Raw genomic sequence first — 18,752 nt, 5'->3', positions numbered from 1 at the left:
TGGAATATTTAATCATAAACTAGGAGAAACTCATGGCTGATTTTTATCAAAATGGGATTGTAACGACACTACATAATCTAGAGGATCGTTCTATAGATGAGCTAGAGTCAGAATTAGTAGAGTTCTCTAGCAAAAGACCACTCGGCTTAATTTTACCCTCTTTGTTTTCCGAACTTGAGGGCGAAGCATTACCTGCGACCATAGAGCATATTAAAGACGTTCCTTATTTGTCTGAAATCGTTATTGGTTTAGACCGAGCAGACGAAGCCCAGTATCGCTATGCCATCGACTTTTTCGCAAAACTACCACAGCATCACCGTATTCTTTGGAATGATGGTCCAAGACTTCAAGCTTTAGATGCGGAACTACAAGCACTAGGGCTTGCACCAAAGGAGTTGGGTAAAGGCAGGAACGTTTGGTACTGCATGGGCTACATCCTAGCGTCAGGTAAAGTAGAGAGCGTTGCTTTGCATGATTGCGACATTTTAACTTATGACCGTTCTTTGCTCGCCAGACTCATCTATCCGGTTGCTAACCCACAGTTTAATTACGAGTTTTGCAAAGGTTTCTATGCCAGAGTTGCTAACGGCAAGGTAAATGGCCGAGTCTCTCGACTATTAGTCACACCACTACTCCGTGCTCTAAAAACTACCCTAGGCTCAAATGAATATCTTGAGTTTATGGATAGCTTCAGATATCCATTGGCTGGCGAGTTTTCATTCCGCCGAGATGTACTTAACGATATTAGAATTCCAAGCGATTGGGGCTTAGAAATAGGTGTGCTGTCAGAAATGCATAGGAACTATTCTCATAATAGGCTCTGCCAAGCGGATATTGCAAAAACCTATGATCATAAGCACCAAGACTTGTCACTAAACAACGAACATGGTGGCCTATCGAAGATGTCGATAGATATTACTAAGGCATTGTTTAGAAAATTAGCGACACAAGGCACGACTTTCAATACTGAAACCTTCAGAACAATAAAAGCAACCTACTTTCGAATTGCCTTAGACTTTATAGAAACCTATCACAACGATGCAATCATGAATGGACTAAAACTAGACATTCATAGCGAAGAAAAAGCGGTAGAAATGTTCGCTCAAAATATCATGAAAGCAGGCCAAAGCTTCTTAGATAACCCCATGGAAACGCCATTTATTCCAAGTTGGAACCGAGTAGTAAGCGCCAAGCCAGATGTACTGGAAAGACTTAAAGAAGCTGTCGAAGCCGACTCTGAAGAGTTCAGTAAAAAAGCATAAGGAGCGCGATATGGCAGATGTTTTTGTTAACTTACAAGAGAAAGTTAAACACCATCTAGAAGTGATTTATGAGGGTGTGCTAAACAGCAGTGATATTTCAGCGATTGTCCCAGAACTGATTTCAAAGATTGGTATACAATCAGCTGAAGATTGCCACTATCCGACGCCCCATAAAAATCGCTGGGACGAATCTGACATCATAATGATCACCTATGGTGACAGTATCGTCGAGAATATGGACACGAGCGAGTTTGGTTATCAGCAAAAACCCTTGAAAACACTCTTACGCTTTCTTGAGGACTATGCTGATTTGATAATCAGTCATGTGCATATATTACCCTTCTTTCCGTACAGCTCAGATGATGGCTTTTCAGTAATCGACTACTCAACAGTTAATCAAAGCTTAGGGGATTGGTCTGATATAGAAAAGATCGCGGATAAATATGGATTAATGACGGATCTGGTGATTAATCATTGCTCATCAAGAAGTCAGTGGTTTCAAAACTTTATTGCGAAAGATGGTATCGGCTCAGACTACTTTTTTACAGCCTCTCCAAGCGATGATTTGAAAGCGGTCGTCAGGCCCAGGACATCAGACTTACTAAAGGAAGTTGAAACAGCAAGTGGTATCGAACATGTTTGGTGTACTTTTAGTCACGATCAAGTCGATTTTGATTTCAGAAATCCAAAAGTGTTGCTCACGTTTGTGGATATTATCCGTCTATACCTCGATAAAGGAACAAAGATTTTCCGTCTCGATGCGATCGCCTTTTTATGGAAAGTCGCGGGAAGTCCGTCGATTAATTTACATCAAACACATGAAGTTGTTCGTTTGTTGCGAACTCTGATTGAACATGCTGAACCAGAAACTGTCATTATTACCGAAACAAACATACCAAATAGAGAAAACCTCACTTATTTTGGTAATGCTAACGAAGCTCATGCTATTTACAATTTCTCGCTTCCACCCCTATTGTTAAATACGCTAGTGACCGGAGATTGCAGTTATTTGAAAAGCTGGATGATGAGTATGCCGCCGGCTCAGAACGGGACTACCTATTTCAATTTTATTGCCTCTCATGATGGTATTGGTTTAAGGCCAGCCGAGGGCCTATTAAGTGATGAAGAGCTCACTAGCTTAGCCAATTGTATGCAAAACTTTGGCGGGCGAGTGTCTTGGCGAGCCACTGAAAACGGTGAACAAAAGCCTTATGAATTGAATATTGCATTAATTGATGCACTGAAAGGCACGTTAGAAGGTGCTGATAAGTATCAACTACAGCGCTTTATTTGTGCTCACGCTATCATGCTGGGTTTAGAAGGAATACCCGGTATTTATATCCACTCATTATTGGGCACCCCGAACGACGAAGAAAAAGTATTAAACACCGGGCAAAACCGTGGTATTAATAGGCACCGCTGGGATTATAAATCACTCGTGACTCACTTAGACAATAACAAGTCTGTGCACGCGAAAGTTCTCTCGTCCCTGTCAATGTTGATTCGAATTCGTCGCTCACAAGCAGCCTTTCATCCAAATGCAACGCAATTTACCCTGCAACTCGGTAGACGAATATTTGGGTACTGGCGTCAAAGCGCTGACCGTCAACAAAGCATTTTCTGTATATCGAACATATCTCACAAGACCAAGAAAGTTAGGCTTTCAGACATTAACTTAATAGAAAATAGTCTGTGGTTTGATCTGATTGGAGAAAAGCCGATAGACCCTAACACCGAAGACTTGGTGCTAAAACCGTATCAAACCATGTGGATATCTAACAAATCTACCGGATAACCTGCCAATAACCTTGAAAGCAGTACATCAAGGCAAAAAAAAGACCACTTCGAGTGGTCTTTTTTAGTAAGTTGCAGGCGCTTATTCGTAGCCCCTTTCTCTCTTTACTTCAATTGTATCAATGTAGCCATGCCAGCTAGCATAGCCAATTATTGGCATAATGAACAAGAACGCAAAGAAAAAGGTAACGAAGCCTAAAAACACCGAGAAAACGATAATTGATGCCCAAAAGAACATTGCTCTTTTATTCAACCAAACAGCATTCATACTGGTTAATACCGCTGTTGCCAAATCAACTCTGCGTTCCATTAATATCGGCTGTGTAAACGCCGTTATGAAAAATACAATGACCGTAAGAACCGCGCCCACTATGGTACCCATAATCAAGAATGGCCATAAATTAGCTAAGGAGTATTCCATGTGACTTGGGTAAAGCGCATGAATCAGAGACGCAATACGTAGCCAAAATAACATTAGCACCATCAATAAAAGACCAAATGCCCATTCATTTACAGCGTTACGGGACATCGCTTTTAATGAATGTCGCAATGAGGGTTTATGTTTCTTCTCAAATTGCCATGAAACATCATATAAACCCGCGGCTAAATAGGGTCCTAGCAACATAAAACAAACCATCGCAGGGAATATGATCATATACCACCCTGTCGTTTCTATGAGATAGAAGATAATCCAAGGGATGAGTGTAAAAGCGGCGCCGTAAGTCAAACTGATTACAGGTGCTTTTTTAAAGTCGTTAATGGCAAGTGAGATCCATTTTAATGAATCGAACACTGCCAATTTTTTACAGGGTATAACACGTGCGATACCACTGCTATTAATCGCTGTTTCTGGCATTTCATCGAACTGCTGAGACATAACATCTCCTATTTAGCGTTTAGTCATTAACTTACTGTCGAGCTTAAGAATATTTACTTAACTCAAGTTTATACTAATCCACTTCACTGTTTAGTTCAAAATTTAGTCGCACATTTACTGACCTATCTCAATAAGTTTGAATTTTAGCTTGATGCCAGCTCACTGGGCTCATGAACATTGACGCAATTGCTTCATTCAATTCGCTGAAGCTAGTAATTCTTTGTTTTTCGCCGCTAAGCATCTCTAATACAAACTGATGACAATTATTACTCAACACATGATAATCCCGGGTATGATATAAATTATCAATGCAACGTTGGGCAACGGCTTCAGCAGCCAATGGCCGGTAATCATCGTCACATGCAACAAAAATTGATTCGCCGCTACGATTTTCTAAGAAGCGTCGAGGTGAAATACAGCGAATCAAGCCGGCACCACTCAATTCGTAAATATTGCCATTCACCCATATACCAGTATGGTCTAAGACGCCATAAATACCACAAGTCACAATAGCACCGTTTCTAGGCGCTACTCGCTTAGTAGACTCTCCTGGCAGTAAGCTCACATATTCCTTGTGTTTTAAATAGGCATTATTGGCTTTGTTCGTAGCATATAAGCCAAGACAAGCAGCGCCAAGCCATAGTAAAGGTGCAGGCATGTATTTCTCCACATTTTCATTGTTTGGTATCTTAACCTAGTCGTTGAAAAATTAGCCAATGAAAAAGTGTGACAAATAGTGACAAAGCGCTTAACACTTAGGCTTAGCTGTATTATCCTCTAGGTCTATATAAATCAATATCTTAAGTTAATGCACCATGTCTACGATTAATCGCTCGAATAAATTGGCAAATGTTTACTACGACATTCGAGGGCCAATATTGGAGCAAGCGAACAAAATGGAAGAAGCGGGTGAACGAATATTGAAACTGAATATTGGTAATCCAGCGCCATTTGGTTTTGAAGCACCAGACGATATTCTTAAAGATGTGATTCATCAACTGCCAGCAGCTCAGGGCTATACTGACGCTCAAGGCATCTACAGTGCGCGCGTTGCGGTTATGCAGTATTACCAGCAAATGGGCATCACCAATATCAAAGTAAAAGATATTTATTTAGGCAATGGCGTCAGCGAATTAATTATGATGTCAATGCAAGCTCTGTTAAATGCAGGAGATGAGGTTTTACTACCTGCACCTGATTATCCTTTATGGACAGCAGCGGTCAACCTTTCTTCTGGGACAGCTGTGCACTATCGCTGTGATGAACATGCAGGTTGGTTCCCTGATCTAGAAGACATCGAATCAAAAATCACCAAAAATACCAAAGCTATTGTTCTCATTAATCCGAACAACCCTACCGGCGCCGTTTACAGTAAGGAAATACTACTCGACCTTGCTGCGATAGCACGCAAACACAATTTGATTATTTATAGTGATGAAATCTACGACAAGATTTTATACGACGATGCAAAACATACCTGCATTGCGTCATTGGCACCTGATTTATTCTGCGTCACGTTTAGCGGACTCAGCAAGAACTATAGAGTCGCCGGTTTTAGAGCTGGCTGGATGCTTGTTAGCGGTAATAAGGACAGTGCAAAGAGTTACATCGATGGTTTAACCATATTGTCTTCAATGCGGATGTGTTCCAATGTTCCCTGCCAACATGCGATTCAAACCGCGTTGGGTGGGTATCAAAGTATTAATGAATTGATTGCTGGTGATGGTCGCCTGTTTACGCAGCGCAATCTTGCTTATGAAATGCTAAACGAGATCGATGGTATTCACTGCAGCAAGCCGATGGGGGCAATGTATTGTTTTGCTAGCGTTGACGCCAAAAAATTCAACATCAAAAACGACGTTAACATGGTACTAGACCTGCTCAACCAAAAGAAAATATTACTTGTGCATGGCAGCGCATTCAATCTGACTGACGGGTGTTATTTCCGTTTAGTGTTTTTGCCACACAAAGAGCAATTGCGTCCGGCCTTGGGCCAAATTAAACAGTTTTTCGACAACTACACTCAAAATTAACAGAGAACCATGACATTGACTCAGAATAAGCACAGCGCTTTTTTAGCTTGGATACTTAGAATGCCCCTAATTAAAAGATGGGCTTTAATGCACACACTAAAGAGCGAAAACGTTGCCGAACATAGCCATCAAGTTGCTGTCATCGCCCATTTACTTGCGGTTATCAGAAACACTTATTTCGATGGCAATCTAAATGCTGAAAAGGCGGCAACGATCGCGTTGTATCACGAGGTATCGGAAACCAAGTTACAGGATATTAATCATGTCACTAAATATCACAACCCAGACTTGACCCGTGAATTTAAAAAAATTGAAGAAATGGCGGAGCTCGAGTGTTTAAAAACACTTCCCTTGGAATTGCAGCCTATCTTCAAGCCGTTGCTAGTGCAAAAAGAAGTTGATAGTGAATATAAGTCATTGGTAAAGGCTGCTGATTTAATATCTGCCTATCTCAAGGCCTGTGATGAACTACGTTTCAAAAATGAAGAGTTCTCACATGTGAAGACCAGGCTTGAACGCATGTTAAAACAATACCAAGAAGAAATGCCAGAAGTTGACTACTTCTTGAGTATTTTTAAGGACAAATGCTTTGTTAGCGTCGACCAATTAGCTGAATAGTGAATAACTAGCAATGACGAATAGTGAACTTACTCTTGCTATGAACTGTAAATACAAGAATACTCTAAGTTCTACTGACGCGATTTTAGGAACATCAATAAACGCTTAACGATGGAATTTCAGATATAAGGAACTAGCCAAAATTGCACTCTTTATTAGACACGCCTAACCAACGAAGTTTAGTTGAAAAGTATACTCAAACTGGCACATTACTGTTTGACTACGACACTGGTCAAGTTAGTGTATCTAATAACCTGCTTAATTTGCTTGGCTTAGAAAGAAATGACTCGCAAATACCCGCGGAATGGGACCTACCCTGCTTTTCTGAACATACTCAAAAGCTATTAAAGAATCGTATTAGTCTAGGTGAATCTAATCTAAGTCCAATTGAGTTGAGAGTGGTTTTTAAAACATCCCAAGGCAAGGATCGTTGGCTTCGTTATTGTTGTGAATTTATTGGTGAAGTAAATAAGCTAAGCAAACGGGTCGCATTATTTCAAGACATTACTCATACCGTCGAACTAGCAGAACAGAATAATTATTATCAAGAGCGTGTTGAACTTGCGTTACTAAACTCCAATACAGGTACCTGGGATTATAGAGTCGACAGCAATGAGTTGTATTGGGACGTATCAATGTACAATTTGTTCGACGCTCGCCAAACTCAAAAGACGATAAAGTTTCACGACTGGGTGAACTTAATCCATGTTGATCATCGCGACATGTTTATGGATCAGATAAACAGCGGCATGAAAAAAGGTGATACTGATGATGTGCTTGATATTGTCTTTCAAACGGTTACTCCGCTGGGTAATATCAAATATATTAAGCTCAAGGCCCGTTCGTTTTATAACGATTTTCAAAAGGTCGTGCGTATTATTGGTACTTGTAACGACGTTACCGAAACACAACTGCAGAACGATAAGTTATTAGAGCAGGCAACAATTGCCCAAAAAAACGCTATGCTCCTGCAAGAAGCAAATGCTGCTCGAGGACGCTTCATTGCCAATGTTAGCCATGAAGTTAGAACGCCATTGAATGCTGTTTTAGGGGCAATTCAGATACTTCAGAGCTATGACTTCAATGATGAGTTACGCTCTATTATTGATATGGCAAGCCAGTCCTCATATGAACTGCTTCAAATTTTAAACGATGTACTCGATTTATCAAAACTAGATGCTCGAAAGCTCGATATTGGCCAAGTTGATTTAAACGTCAAAGAGCTACTCGAAAACGTAATAAGCAAGTATAGGCCAGAGATTCGACCTAGTGTCGAACTGAGTGTGGATATACCGAGTGATTTCGCAAATAATCGTTTGGGCGACCCTTTACGCTTCAATCAAATTATCGATAATTTAATTTCAAACGCGGTGAAATTCACCCTCAATGGGAATATTTCGATTGCGGCAAGTGGAGACCATCAGTTCTTTCAACTCACAGTGAAAGATACGGGAGTTGGCATTAGCGAGGACGATAAAAGCCATATTTTTGAACCATTCAGACAAGTAGATGAAACAACAACGAGAGAATTTGGTGGAGCTGGGCTGGGATTAGCGATATCCAAAAAACTTGTGTCGTTGATGGGTGGCGAAATTGCTTTGGAGTCAACGGTGGGTTTAGGCTCAGAGTTTTCGGTGACACTTCCCCTCCCCGTGATTAAAGATAATGTCACAAACGAAGGCGTTTCAACACTGACTCAAGCTGTCCCAGACCTTTCTAAACATACCATTTTATTTGCAGAAGATAAGCCTCAAAGCAGTAAAATAGTACAACAGTTACTTCGCCCAACGGGTGCTAAAGTCATTACAGAAATCGATGGCAAACGAGCCATTGAAAGTTATAGAAAGTTGAAGAGTTTCACTGCTGTCATTGTGGACGAAGACTTACCTGTGATTAACGCAATGAACCTGTGTGAAAAAATCAGACGAGAAAATAAATATATTCCTATTATTGCGATATGTAATCAGGTTAAGCTCGAAGATCAAAAGATGTACTTTAATGCTGGTTTTACTCACGTTGTCGAACGTCCCATTAAGTTTGACAGCTTTTATCAAATTCTTATGCAGTTATAGTGACATCTAAGCGGAACTTTTATGACTAAATCAGACAAAAAATCACCTCAGACGAACAGTGGGAATGATAACAGCCAAAGTATTAGTTCACCTGGACAAAAACCGAGCCATTTAGCGGAAAAGAGCATTAAGGCGCCGTTGTTTCAATCGTAGAAATAGTCAAATCATAAGGATACGTAATGAGTATAGTGGATGTCTGGTCTGAACGCGCCTTACAAAGAGTTGAAAAGCGTGATGGAGACCATCGCTCTGCGTACCAGCGAGATAAAGCGAGAATAATGCATTCAGCGGCCTTTAGGCGCTTACAAGCGAAAACGCAGGTATTGGGCATAGGTATTAGTGATTTTTATCGTACAAGGCTCACCCACTCTCTTGAAGCGGCGCAAATTGGTACTGGCATAGCTTCGCAAGTTTGGCAAAAGCAAACTGAACTGGCGAAACGATTACAGATTGACGAGCATCTCATTGAAAGTCTTTGTTTAGCGCACGATATTGGTCATCCACCTTTTGGCCATGGCGGTGAAGTTGCACTGCATTACATGATGAATGATTACGGTGGGTTTGAAGGTAATGGACAGACATTTAGGATCATTACAAAGCTAGAAACTTATAGCCCTGATGACGGTATGAATTTAGCAAGAAGAACACTATTAGGCTTAATTAAATATCCAAATTATATCGATAATTTAAAGAACACTACCATTACTGAAGCGAAACCTCACACTCACCGTTTAGTAAAATCCAAACAATGGCATCCGCCTAAAGGTTTATATTTGTGTGATAAGGCCGCGTTTGATTGGGTTGTTTCGCCTTTATCAGAACTCGATCAAGAAATATTCTCCGAATCATTAGTCGGTGATAACCGGCACGCCAGAACATTATATAAATCGGTAGACTGCTCAATTATGGAGTTAGCCGATGATATTGCTTACGCTATTCATGATCTTGAAGACGCCATTGTGATGTCAATGGTTACGCGTGACGAGTTTCAAAACCAAGTGGTAAAAGCAATTTTAAACATGGATATCAATGGTTTATCAGAAAATATCATCAATATTACTGAACAATTATTTAGCGCTATCCCTTACAAACGGAAAAATGCTATTGGTGCACTTGTGAATACCTTTATCACAGCGATAAGCATTCAAAAGCAAGGTATTTTTGAGGCTGATATCCTAGATTACAACGCCAAATTTCCTGCAGAGTATGCGAAAGCACTGAGCCTTTTTAAGTCCTTCGTATATGAATTCGTTATTCGTAAACCCGAATTGCAATTGTTGGAGTATAAAGGTCAGCAGATCGTGATGGAGTTGTTTGAAGCATTTAGTTCTGAGCCAGAGCGTTTATTGCCGGCAAACACTGCGAAGCGATGGATGGAGGCTGTAGAATTGGACAGTAAGACTGCACCGGATAATCAGCATCAACAGTTTCGTGTGATTGCTGATTACATTTCTGGAATGACAGATGAGTATGCGACGCGCCTATATACCCATTTATTCTTACCCAAATCGAACGCCGTCACAGACTCTTTAACGCCTTAGTGAAATATATAATGAGTTAACAGGGTCTAATTTAAAAATGAAAAAGGCCTTGTCATGATATTCAAATTTCGAAAAAAACACGACCTCACAGAAAGTGATGTAACCGACGAAAAGGTGTACCTGCAGCGTCGAGAAATCTTGAAGAAACTGGGTTACATTGGTGCAGGTTCTCTGCTAGCAGGCAATGCATTCAACGCTAACGCGGGTCCATTCGATTGGTTCTCGAGTGACGATGACCCGGTTTTTAAAACGTCTCCTCTATCCTTCAAGAAAAGTGGCCCTGATTCGCAAATATTAACACCTGAAGAAAGAGCGACTAGTTATAATAATTTTTATGAATTTGGCACCGGTAAAGGCGATCCAGTAAAGCGTGCGCAAGGTTTTAAAGTAGATCCATGGAGTTTAACTGTTGACGGCTTAGTTAATAAACCACAGAAGTTAAACTTAGAGGATTTATATTCACGCTTTGACCTTGAAGAGCGCATCTACCGGCTACGTTGCGTCGAAGCATGGTCAATGGTGATCCCTTGGGTTGGTTTTTCTTTAGCTGAGCTGATAAAACAAGCGGACCCGCTCTCAAGCGCAAAGTATGTCGCTTTTCAAACCTTATACGATCCTAAACAGATGCCAGGACAGCGCAGTCGCTTTACTGGCGGTGGTGTTGATTACCCATACGTTGAAGGACTGCGGATAGATGAAGCGATGCAGCAGCTGAGTTTATTGAGTGTCGGCATGTATGGTAAAACATTACCCGCCCAAAATGGTGCGCCAATTCGATTAGTCGTGCCATGGAAGTATGGTTTTAAAAGTATTAAATCAATTGTCAAAATTACACTCACTGACAAAGAGCCGCCTACAACTTGGAATATCCTTGCACCAAACGAATATGGCTTTTACGCAAACGTCAACCCGAAGGTCGACCACCCTCGTTGGTCACAGGCTCGGGAAAGAAGGATCACAGGAGGCGGTTTACTCGCTCAAGATCGTATTGATACTCTACCGTTTAATGGTTATGACGAAGTTGCACCTCTCTACGCTGGCATGAATTTGCGTAAGTATTATTAGTGTCGTTTTCGTCGTATTTTAATATGAAGCCAATGCGAGTTAATACAGCAGTAATAAAAGCTATTCAGTTTAGCCTTCACTTAATTACACTCATTTGGCTAACGTGGATTTTCTATGCCGGATTTACCGCTCAACTACCTGGGGATCCAGTGCAATATTTATTGGATTTTACCGGTATTGGTGCCTTAAACCTACTTGTTGCAAGCTTAGTTGTGAGTCTTGTTGCGCAACACCTAAAGTTTGCGCAAGTCATGGTTTTTCGGCGCCCTCTTGGGGTCTACTCGGCGGTTTATGTACTCGCTCACTTCATCGTATTTATTGCGTTTGAATTGCAATTCGAGTTTCGTTTAATTGCTGCTGAAATTATTGACCGCCCCTATATCACCGTTGGCTTTACTGGGTTTATCATACTCAGTTCACTCGCTTTCACCAGTTTTCCTTATATAAAAAGAAAAATGGGGAAATCATGGCAAAAATTACATAATTTGACTTATCTAGCGGTTATATTGGGGTGCATACATTATTTATGGTTGGTGAAGTCATCTTGGATGGAGCCCGCTATTTATATCGCTATAGTGCTGTCCTTAATGATTATGAAACGAAAAAAAATCAAAAATATTTTCAATTAGTGCTTGCATGTTTATTTATACAGTACTACTGTATATCCATACAACATGGATAAGAACACAGCTATAAGAATAGATTGAACGAACCCTGATATCTTCATAGAAGCACAACATCAAGCTTTTTCCGTTGGCTAAAAAGAGTTTATCACTTCTGAAATCTGTCCTTTAATTAGGAGCACTAATATGAGTATTAACAACGTCGAACTGTCTACACAAGCGCTAATGCCAATGCATTTTGCTTCACTGTCTAGCCTGCCAACAACTAAGTTGGCACACAATTCAGTTAGAGCGCATCTCCCACTCAAACGTTGGGTTGCACACGTATCTGATAAAACTCAATTGGTGTCTGCCGAAGAACTTGTACTTCAGTTGTCACCTACGGCCTCATTTAACGCTTTTGATATTATCGAAAAGTTATTATTTGCAAAAACTTGTCGAATCATCCACACAGACGCGCAATTCTCCTTGAACCAAATAGCGTTCTTAAAAGAAATGGCCTTGTTTAGTGGCACCGACTTAGTTTTCATAGGTGATAAAGAAACATTTAATCGCAAACAAATGCTTTCTTTAGAGAAAGCTTAAGCGAAAACCTTACGCTCTTGCCAAGATTGAGACTTGTCCGATAGCAGGCGCTCATGTGGTGTTGCTCTTAAATTCAAATAATCAACGGACTCCGCAATGAAAGAAACAAGTACAAAATTTTCACTGATATTGCGAATGACTTCTGCATTATTGATATTCGTTTTTTTGATATTCGTCGATAATTTGTTGTTGTCACTACCTTGAATATCAGATATTTCGGAATTATCACAAAAGGGTGTTTTCGGAGTGTCTAAATAAAACGCTTGTTGGGCGTTTTGCGATAATTCAATCCATGTTTTGATCAGCTGACTATTTTCCGCTTCACCCGCCGTATATTTAGGTAAATCGCTAGCAAAGAGTAATTTAGCCCTACCTGACACTCGATATTGCTCGCGACTTTTAGCGAAGTACCAGCACAACTCAAAAGTCTTGTTCTCTTGCTCTTGCCAATCGATAATTTTTTCACTGCGTCTATCTGTAATCGACAACAAGTTATCATTACCATCCTCAAAGCCTCTAAACACCATGGTTCTATTTTTGGGTAAGCCACTGCCATCGACAGTTGCGACTTGATAATAACGCGATTGCGGCTGACTCCTGTTCAGATGGAGGCTTCTAACTAAACGCTGACGCCAAGGCGGAAATAATTGTGTGTTCATTTGTTGATATGTGAAAACAATGTATAGAAGTTTTCAGTCGTAGCTTTAGCTAATTCAGCGACCGTTATCCCCTTTAGTTCAGCAATAAAGTAAGCAACATCGACTACATTCGCTGGCTCATTCTCTTTTCCCCTGTGTGGTACAGGAGCAAGCCATGGGCTATCGGTTTCAATAAGTAGTCTATTCAAAGGAATTTGTTTCACGGTCTCCCTTAGTTCACTGGCTGAAGAAAACGTTACGATACCTGAAATACTAATATAGAAACCCAGTTCCATCGCTTCCTGTGCCATCTCTAGAGATTCCGTAAAACAGTGCAAAACACCAGTGGTATGCGCTTCTTTATGTTCTTTCAGTAAGGATATAGTATCTTCCCTAGCATCTCTTGTGTGTATTATCAGTGGCTTTTTCACTTTGTTTGCGGCAATGATATGGTCAACAAAAGAAGCTTTTTGTACATCTCTGGTCTCGGCACTATAAAAATAGTCCAAACCAGTCTCACCCACAGCAACGACATCGTCTCGCGAAACATGGCTTAGCAGCTCGTCAAAAGAGCAAACGTCTTCGTTATGTAGAGGATGCACACCGCAAGACATTGATACATTATCGAAGCCCTTCACTCTATTCCGCATATCTTCAAATTCTTTCACAGATACTGCGACACAAAGCATATGTTCAACACGCCTCTTTTCTGCAGCTGCTACAACATCAATCAGTTCAGACTCTGACTTTTTCAAACGATCTAGGTGACAATGTGAATCAACGAACAAGAATATACTCCAAGTTAAATTTGTTTTTGTACCGCTTGAGCTTGAGTTAACAAATCAAACAGTAATAGGGATTTATTTATGCCAGGGTGCGACAGCAACTTCACCGTCTCTAGGCAGCTCTGGTAACTATTAAATAGCTTCTCGTCTTGCTTGGTTTTATACTCATTCAAGAAGTATTGCGCCAGCCAGTTACTCATATTGCTAGCCTCAGCTTTCCATACTTCAGCAAGTCGACTTGGACTCTCCTGGCCACTTTTAAGGTGTCCAAGCGCCTTTTCAAAATCACTGAAGTTAAACTGCGAGTCATCTGACAATGATGCAAGATAACGTAGAGGAGAATTTGCATTCGCTAGCATCGCTTCCTGCGACGGGATTTCAAGGTCTTGGGTTTTCAGCCAAGAAGCACTTTCTTGGTAACTCGGCGCTGCAATCGTAATTTTTTCACAGCGACTAAGCACCGTCGGTAGTAGCTTTTGTGCTTCATTACTCGTTAACAGCAAATATGTATTCGCCGTCGGTTCTTCAAGTGTTTTCAGCAATGAGTTACTTGCCGACTCACTCATTAATTCAATGTTAGGAATGACGAGGACTTTGTTACCGCTGAGTTGAGCCGTTTGATTTAACTTAGCAATGGCTGAACGCACTTGGTCAATACCAATCTGAGTCTTTTCAGGAATAACAATGTTCAAATCAGGATGTGACCCCGCTGATAACAATAAACAGGACTTACAGTTTCCGCATGCGCCAGCGTCACTTCTTGGTTTTGTTTGGCATAACAGACTCGCGGCTAAAGATTCACACAGTTCTGTCTTACCAAGTGATTTTGCACCCATAAAAAGTATGCCGTGATGCAATGTACCTGCATCATACCGGGAAATTAACTGTCCGAAGGTGCGGTGTAACCAAGGATAAATCATCCCATCCCCACCTTTGTCTCAGAAGCCATGCGCAAATACCATTCATTTAAGTTGCGAATAACCTCGGCTTGCACTTCATCCATTGCTTGCATAGCACTTATCTCAATCGCTTTGGTGCTTTCTGCAACCAATTGCTTATACATCGCACGGGCTTTCTCAAAAAACTGTATTCCAGACAGTTCGATTCTATCTAATTCGCCTCGTCCACGCGCACGCTCTAGTCCTACACTGGGTTCAACGTCAAGATACAAAACAAGGTCTGGTTCAAACTGCCCAATAGTAATTTGTTTAAGTGCCTCGAGGTCGCTTAAGGGTACTCCTCGGCCCCCGCCTTGATATGCTTTTGATGACATATCATGACGATCACCAATCACCCAATCACCGCGCTCTAATGCAGGTTGAACGACGTTCTGAACGAGTTGACTGCGCGCTGCATACATGAGTAACAATTCTGTTTCTTGCGTTACAAATTCGTCCCAATCATGTTTAACACACTCTCTGATCGCTTCAGCCATTGGCGTACCGCCTGGTTCTCGAGTACAAGTCACTGAGTGACCTTTTTGTTCAAGAAATGATTGTATGAGAGCTATCACAGAGCTCTTTCCTGCGCCCTCTAAACCTTCGACAACAATAAATGATGGCGTCATCACTTTCCTTTATTTAACTGATATTTTCGAACCGCTGCATTGTGCTCAGCTAAGGTTTCAGAAAAGTGATGAGTGCCATCCCCTTTTGCGACAAAATAAATCGCGTCTGTTAACTCAGGTTGTGCTGCTGCGTAAATGGAATCTGGTCCTGCCATCGCTATAGGCGTAATTGGCAGACCTCGAATAACATATGTATTGTACGGTGTTTTTTCACGTAAATGCTTACGTGTAATATTACCATCAAAGTCTTTAATACCATAGATCACGGTTGGATCTGTCTGTAAACGCATGTTTTTTCCAAGCCGATTGTCGAAAACGCCAGCAATAATTCCTCGCTCACTTGGTACCGCTGTTTCTTTCTCTATAATCGAGGCCATTATAAGGAGCTCATAAGGGTTTTGATAATGCGTATCTAGAAAGCGCTTCGTCCAAGCGTCATTCAATAGTTTTTGCATTTCGACAAAGGAGCGCTTGATTACCTCACTTGCTTTTGTCTCTCGTTCAAAGAAATAAGTATTAGCAAGCAAACACCCTTCAAGGGATCGGTACTTATTCGCACAGAATGAGTTTTCATCGACAACAATTGTGTCATACAAGTTATCTACATTTTCAATATCATTAACGAGGTACTCGTTCGTAGCCAGTGTTTCTAACCATTGCGTTAAGGTGAGCCCTTCTATTAGCGTCACTGAAAACTGAGCAACTAATCCCTTAGAGATTTTGGTAAAAACATCCTCAAGACTTTCGCCCTTTTCGAATGAATAATAGCCCTTTTTAATTTGACTATATTGAGGGTTCAACTTTAGCCAGAACTTAGCAACGAGTATGCTGTCGAATTGCGTTTCGTTTTGTAACACAGAAAGTAAGGAATGAGCTGTTTGTCCTTTTGAAATACTCATTGTCATATCATCTTTAAGAATTTGATATTGGAATCCAAAATTCTTTACATGCGCGTACCCAACATAGACGGCAAGCACACTAGAAATAAACAAAGATAAAGCTATAAATCGTTTTTTTATTTTCAAGTGTTTTCCTTACACTGCTCTTCAAGGTCAAGCGAGATGAATTGGTCTATTTGAATGGAGAGCTTTTCTGACTCTGCCGTGTCGAACTCAATTATATTTTCTAAATACTCAAGGGACTGAATTATTCTAAGATGACTGAGCGCATTGCAACAAAACGCAGCGCTAGCTGTTGCTAAAAACGACAAGTGATAGTCACCCACTTTGTAAGCGATGCTCTGTTCATCTAAATACTCAAAAATACAGGTTCTCATCACGCCACTCACACCACACTTTGTCAATTCAGGTGTATACCAAACGTCGCCCACTTTAAAAAACACATTAGCAGCGGTTAATTCAATGACACGTTTCTGCTCGTCGAGCATTAATGCATCATCCCACCCTCTCTGCTTTTTCAAATGAAGCTTCGCAAGGACCTGTTCGAGGCGATTTAAATGTTTTATGCCTGCCAACAGCCGCTGTTGAGAGAGAGAAACATCACTGATCCCAATGTGCATTGGAGACCGTTTAGTGTCAGCCAAATGATGATGCGAAATAATGATTGTTGGCACCGAGGGGTCATCTGGTGCATAGCCTCTATTTCCATTCCCCCTAGAAATTAAGATTTTAGTGACATAATAGTCATGGTCTGTCTTACTAAAATTATTCTGGGCACCATGGCTTACCAATAGTCGAAAATCATTTGCTGTTAGCCCCTCAGTTTCACAAAACATAGAGAGTCGTTTAGCATCATTATACAAACGAGCAGCATGCAAGCCCAAGAGTTCAGCTTGTCCTTTATAGCACCTTATCGTAGTGAAGCATCCATCACCGTAATTGAGGGCTCTATCGTTATGGGCAAGATCCTCATTCACGATAAAGTTGAGCAAAGTCGTCATGTATAAACTTAAGATAAAATTTTAATGGGGTTCATATGCTTAGTGTAAGTTTTCACATAAAAAAAGCCACTGAAAGTGGCTTTTTTTTTCTTAATGATAGGATTGCAAAGTTACATGTCGCAATCGCTAGTCGACGGCACTTAGTCTTTCCACTTCTTAAATAACAATGAACCGTTGGTACCACCAAAACCGAAAGAGTTGCATAGTGCATAGTCTTCTGTAAATTTAGCTGCACCATTGGCGACAAAGTCTAAGTCACAACCTTCACCAGGATTATCCAAGTTAATTGTTGGCGGCGCCATTTCATCGCGCAAAGCAAGAATCGTAAAGATCGCTTCGACAGAACCTGCTGCACCCAGTAAATGTCCAGTCATTGATTTTGTAGAGCTGACTTTCACCGTTTTGGCTGCCTCACCAAAAATACTCTTAACAGCACTGACCTCTGCTACGTCGCCCGCCGGTGTTGAAGTACCATGAGCATTAACATAGCCCACTTTACTAGCATCAATATTAGCGTCCTTCAGCGCATTCTTCATCGCTGCGGCAGCGCCTTCACCATTTTCTGGGGGTGAAGTCATGTGGTAAGCATCACCACTCATACCAAAACCAACTAGCTCTGCATAGATTTTAGCACCGCGAGCAACAGCGTGTTCGTACTCTTCGAGCATGACAACCCCGGCACCTTCGCCCATAACAAATCCATCTCTAGCACTATCCCATGGGCGGCTTGCCTCTTGAACATTGTCATTATTTGTAGACAAGGCCCTTGCTGCACCAAAACCAGCGATAGAAAGAGGCGTAATAGCCGCTTCAGCGCCGCCTGCTAACATACCGTCAGCATCACCATATGCAATCGTTCTAGCCGCGATACCTATGTTATGAACACCGGTTGTACACGCTGTCACCACATTAAGGTTTGGCCCTTTCAAGCCTTCCATAATGGAAATAAAGCCTGAAATCATATTCGTAATAGTAGAAGGAACGAAAAATGGAGAAACCCGTCTTGGTCCGCTGTTAATCAGCTTACTGTGGTTCTCTTCGATTAATTCCAAACCGCCAATTCCTGAACCAATCGATACACCGATTCTTTCAGCATCAAGTTCATCGATGTTGATGTTTGCATCACGCAATGCTTGTAAGCCTGCGACGATACCAAACTGGATAAAACGATCCATTTTTTTTGTTTCTTTGCGAGGAATAAACTCTTCGGGGTTAAAATCTTTAACCTCACCAGCAAAGCGGGTTGAAAAGTTTGTTGCATCAAAACGTGTTATGTCAGAAATACCACTCTTCCCGGCTAATATGTTTTCCCAAGTGGAATTAACATTATTACCCAGTGGAGACAGCATTCCAATACCAGTAACCACTACGCGACGTTTAGCCACAATAGCC

General features: G+C 41.1%; 18 protein-coding genes. 9 read left to right on the top strand and 9 right to left on the bottom strand.

Features of this window, described 5'->3' with window-relative positions; all coding sequences use genetic code 11:
* Positions 1 to 32 precede the first annotated feature (32 nt).
* Both RM544_RS02420 and RM544_RS02415 read left to right on the top strand, forming a co-directional pair.
* A complete protein-coding gene (locus RM544_RS02420; RefSeq protein WP_311360183.1) occupies positions 33 to 1,262 on the top strand; it encodes a glycosyltransferase family protein in 1,230 nt (409 codons plus the stop codon).
* Positions 1,263 to 1,272: 10 nt separating this feature from the next.
* On the top strand, positions 1,273 to 3,057 hold the full coding sequence (locus RM544_RS02415; RefSeq protein WP_311360182.1) for a sugar phosphorylase: 1,785 nt from the start codon (positions 1,273 to 1,275) through the stop codon (positions 3,055 to 3,057).
* 81 nt (positions 3,058 to 3,138) lie between these two features.
* On the opposite strand, the gene RM544_RS02410 is transcribed toward RM544_RS02415, so the two are convergent.
* Positions 3,139 to 3,933, bottom strand: coding sequence for a DUF2189 domain-containing protein (locus RM544_RS02410; RefSeq protein WP_311360181.1), 795 nt, complete (start codon positions 3,931 to 3,933; stop codon positions 3,139 to 3,141).
* 127 nt (positions 3,934 to 4,060) lie between these two features.
* Entirely contained in the window at positions 4,061 to 4,591 is a 531-nt protein-coding gene (locus tag RM544_RS02405; RefSeq protein ID WP_311360180.1) for a C97 family peptidase, read from the bottom strand.
* Between the two features lie 157 nt (positions 4,592 to 4,748).
* Here RM544_RS02405 and RM544_RS02400 point away from each other — a divergent pair, with 157 nt between their 5' ends.
* From RM544_RS02400 to RM544_RS02370, 7 genes are all read left to right on the top strand, one after another.
* Entirely contained in the window at positions 4,749 to 5,966 is a 1,218-nt protein-coding gene (locus RM544_RS02400) for a pyridoxal phosphate-dependent aminotransferase (RefSeq protein ID WP_311360179.1), read from the top strand.
* Positions 5,967 to 5,975: 9 nt separating this feature from the next.
* A complete protein-coding gene (gene yfbR / locus RM544_RS02395) occupies positions 5,976 to 6,584 on the top strand; it encodes a 5'-deoxynucleotidase (protein WP_311360178.1) in 609 nt (202 codons plus the stop codon).
* Positions 6,585 to 6,727: 143 nt separating this feature from the next.
* On the top strand, positions 6,728 to 8,656 hold the full coding sequence (locus RM544_RS02390; protein ID WP_311360177.1) for an ATP-binding response regulator: 1,929 nt from the start codon (positions 6,728 to 6,730) through the stop codon (positions 8,654 to 8,656).
* Positions 8,657 to 8,835: 179 nt separating this feature from the next.
* Positions 8,836 to 10,197: an anti-phage deoxyguanosine triphosphatase gene (locus RM544_RS02385; RefSeq protein WP_311360176.1), complete on the top strand. Its 1,362-nt coding sequence runs from the start codon at positions 8,836 to 8,838 to the stop codon at positions 10,195 to 10,197.
* A gap of 54 nt (positions 10,198 to 10,251) precedes the next feature.
* On the top strand, positions 10,252 to 11,262 hold the full coding sequence (gene msrP, locus RM544_RS02380) for a protein-methionine-sulfoxide reductase catalytic subunit MsrP (RefSeq protein WP_311360175.1): 1,011 nt from the start codon (positions 10,252 to 10,254) through the stop codon (positions 11,260 to 11,262).
* Positions 11,263 to 11,294: 32 nt separating this feature from the next.
* Positions 11,295 to 11,891, top strand: coding sequence for a protein-methionine-sulfoxide reductase heme-binding subunit MsrQ (gene msrQ, locus RM544_RS02375; RefSeq protein ID WP_311360174.1), 597 nt, complete (start codon positions 11,295 to 11,297; stop codon positions 11,889 to 11,891).
* 180 nt (positions 11,892 to 12,071) lie between these two features.
* A complete protein-coding gene (locus RM544_RS02370; RefSeq protein WP_311360173.1) occupies positions 12,072 to 12,470 on the top strand; it encodes a hypothetical protein in 399 nt (132 codons plus the stop codon).
* Here RM544_RS02370 and RM544_RS02365 read toward each other — a convergent pair.
* From RM544_RS02365 to fabF, 7 genes are all read right to left on the bottom strand, one after another.
* A complete protein-coding gene (locus RM544_RS02365; protein WP_311360172.1) occupies positions 12,467 to 13,129 on the bottom strand; it encodes a pyridoxamine 5'-phosphate oxidase family protein in 663 nt (220 codons plus the stop codon). The two genes, RM544_RS02370 and RM544_RS02365, sit on opposite strands and share 4 nt — an antisense overlap.
* Positions 13,126 to 13,896: a TatD family hydrolase gene (locus RM544_RS02360; RefSeq protein WP_311360171.1), complete on the bottom strand. Its 771-nt coding sequence runs from the start codon at positions 13,894 to 13,896 to the stop codon at positions 13,126 to 13,128. Before RM544_RS02360 ends, RM544_RS02365 begins: the two co-directional genes overlap by 4 nt.
* 14 nt (positions 13,897 to 13,910) lie before the next feature.
* Positions 13,911 to 14,813 (bottom strand): DNA polymerase III subunit delta', encoded by a 903-nt coding sequence (gene holB / locus RM544_RS02355; protein ID WP_311360170.1) that lies wholly within the window; start codon positions 14,811 to 14,813, stop codon positions 13,911 to 13,913.
* Positions 14,810 to 15,460, bottom strand: coding sequence for a dTMP kinase (gene tmk / locus RM544_RS02350; RefSeq protein WP_311360169.1), 651 nt, complete (start codon positions 15,458 to 15,460; stop codon positions 14,810 to 14,812). The genes holB and tmk overlap by 4 nt, the downstream gene beginning before the upstream one ends.
* Positions 15,460 to 16,485, bottom strand: coding sequence for an endolytic transglycosylase MltG (gene mltG / locus RM544_RS02345; RefSeq protein ID WP_311360168.1), 1,026 nt, complete (start codon positions 16,483 to 16,485; stop codon positions 15,460 to 15,462). Before mltG ends, tmk begins: the two co-directional genes overlap by 1 nt.
* Positions 16,482 to 17,360 (bottom strand): aminodeoxychorismate lyase, encoded by an 879-nt coding sequence (gene pabC / locus RM544_RS02340; protein ID WP_311360167.1) that lies wholly within the window; start codon positions 17,358 to 17,360, stop codon positions 16,482 to 16,484. The genes mltG and pabC overlap by 4 nt, the downstream gene beginning before the upstream one ends.
* Before the next feature lie 140 nt (positions 17,361 to 17,500).
* The gene (gene fabF / locus RM544_RS02335; protein WP_311360166.1) at positions 17,501 to 18,745 is read right to left on the bottom strand and encodes a beta-ketoacyl-ACP synthase II; all 1,245 of its coding nucleotides are present in this window, start codon (positions 18,743 to 18,745) and stop codon (positions 17,501 to 17,503) included.
* Positions 18,746 to 18,752 lie beyond the last annotated feature (7 nt).

The sequence above is a fragment of the Brumicola blandensis genome, assembly GCF_031846165.1.
Taxonomy (GTDB): Bacteria; Pseudomonadota; Gammaproteobacteria; order Enterobacterales; family Alteromonadaceae; genus Glaciecola; species Glaciecola blandensis.
The sequence above is the reverse complement of the archived record's forward strand: the minus strand, read 5'-3'. Positions and strand labels throughout refer to the sequence as shown.

Bases quoted from the DNA above. Each gene is read 5' to 3' on its own strand.
- RM544_RS02370 (WP_311360173.1), top strand. From the start codon at position 12,072: ATGAGTATTAACAACGTCGAACTGTCTACACAAGCGCTAATGCCAATG.
- RM544_RS02385 (WP_311360176.1), top strand. From the start codon at position 8,836: ATGAGTATAGTGGATGTCTGGTCTGAACGCGCCTTACAAAGAGTTGAA.
- pabC (WP_311360167.1), bottom strand. From the start codon at position 17,360: ATGACGACTTTGCTCAACTTTATCGTGAATGAGGATCTTGCCCATAAC.
- RM544_RS02365 (WP_311360172.1), bottom strand. From the start codon at position 13,129: ATGAACACACAATTATTTCCGCCTTGGCGTCAGCGTTTAGTTAGAAGC.
- RM544_RS02410 (WP_311360181.1), bottom strand. From the start codon at position 3,933: ATGTCTCAGCAGTTCGATGAAATGCCAGAAACAGCGATTAATAGCAGT.
- msrQ (WP_311360174.1), top strand. From the start codon at position 11,295: ATGCGAGTTAATACAGCAGTAATAAAAGCTATTCAGTTTAGCCTTCAC.
- RM544_RS02405 (WP_311360180.1), bottom strand. From the start codon at position 4,591: ATGCCTGCACCTTTACTATGGCTTGGCGCTGCTTGTCTTGGCTTATAT.
- holB (WP_311360170.1), bottom strand. From the start codon at position 14,813: ATGATTTATCCTTGGTTACACCGCACCTTCGGACAGTTAATTTCCCGG.
- RM544_RS02400 (WP_311360179.1), top strand. From the start codon at position 4,749: ATGTCTACGATTAATCGCTCGAATAAATTGGCAAATGTTTACTACGAC.
- msrP (WP_311360175.1), top strand. From the start codon at position 10,252: ATGATATTCAAATTTCGAAAAAAACACGACCTCACAGAAAGTGATGTA.
- RM544_RS02420 (WP_311360183.1), top strand. From the start codon at position 33: ATGGCTGATTTTTATCAAAATGGGATTGTAACGACACTACATAATCTA.
- yfbR (WP_311360178.1), top strand. From the start codon at position 5,976: ATGACATTGACTCAGAATAAGCACAGCGCTTTTTTAGCTTGGATACTT.
- RM544_RS02415 (WP_311360182.1), top strand. From the start codon at position 1,273: ATGGCAGATGTTTTTGTTAACTTACAAGAGAAAGTTAAACACCATCTA.
- tmk (WP_311360169.1), bottom strand. From the start codon at position 15,460: ATGACGCCATCATTTATTGTTGTCGAAGGTTTAGAGGGCGCAGGAAAG.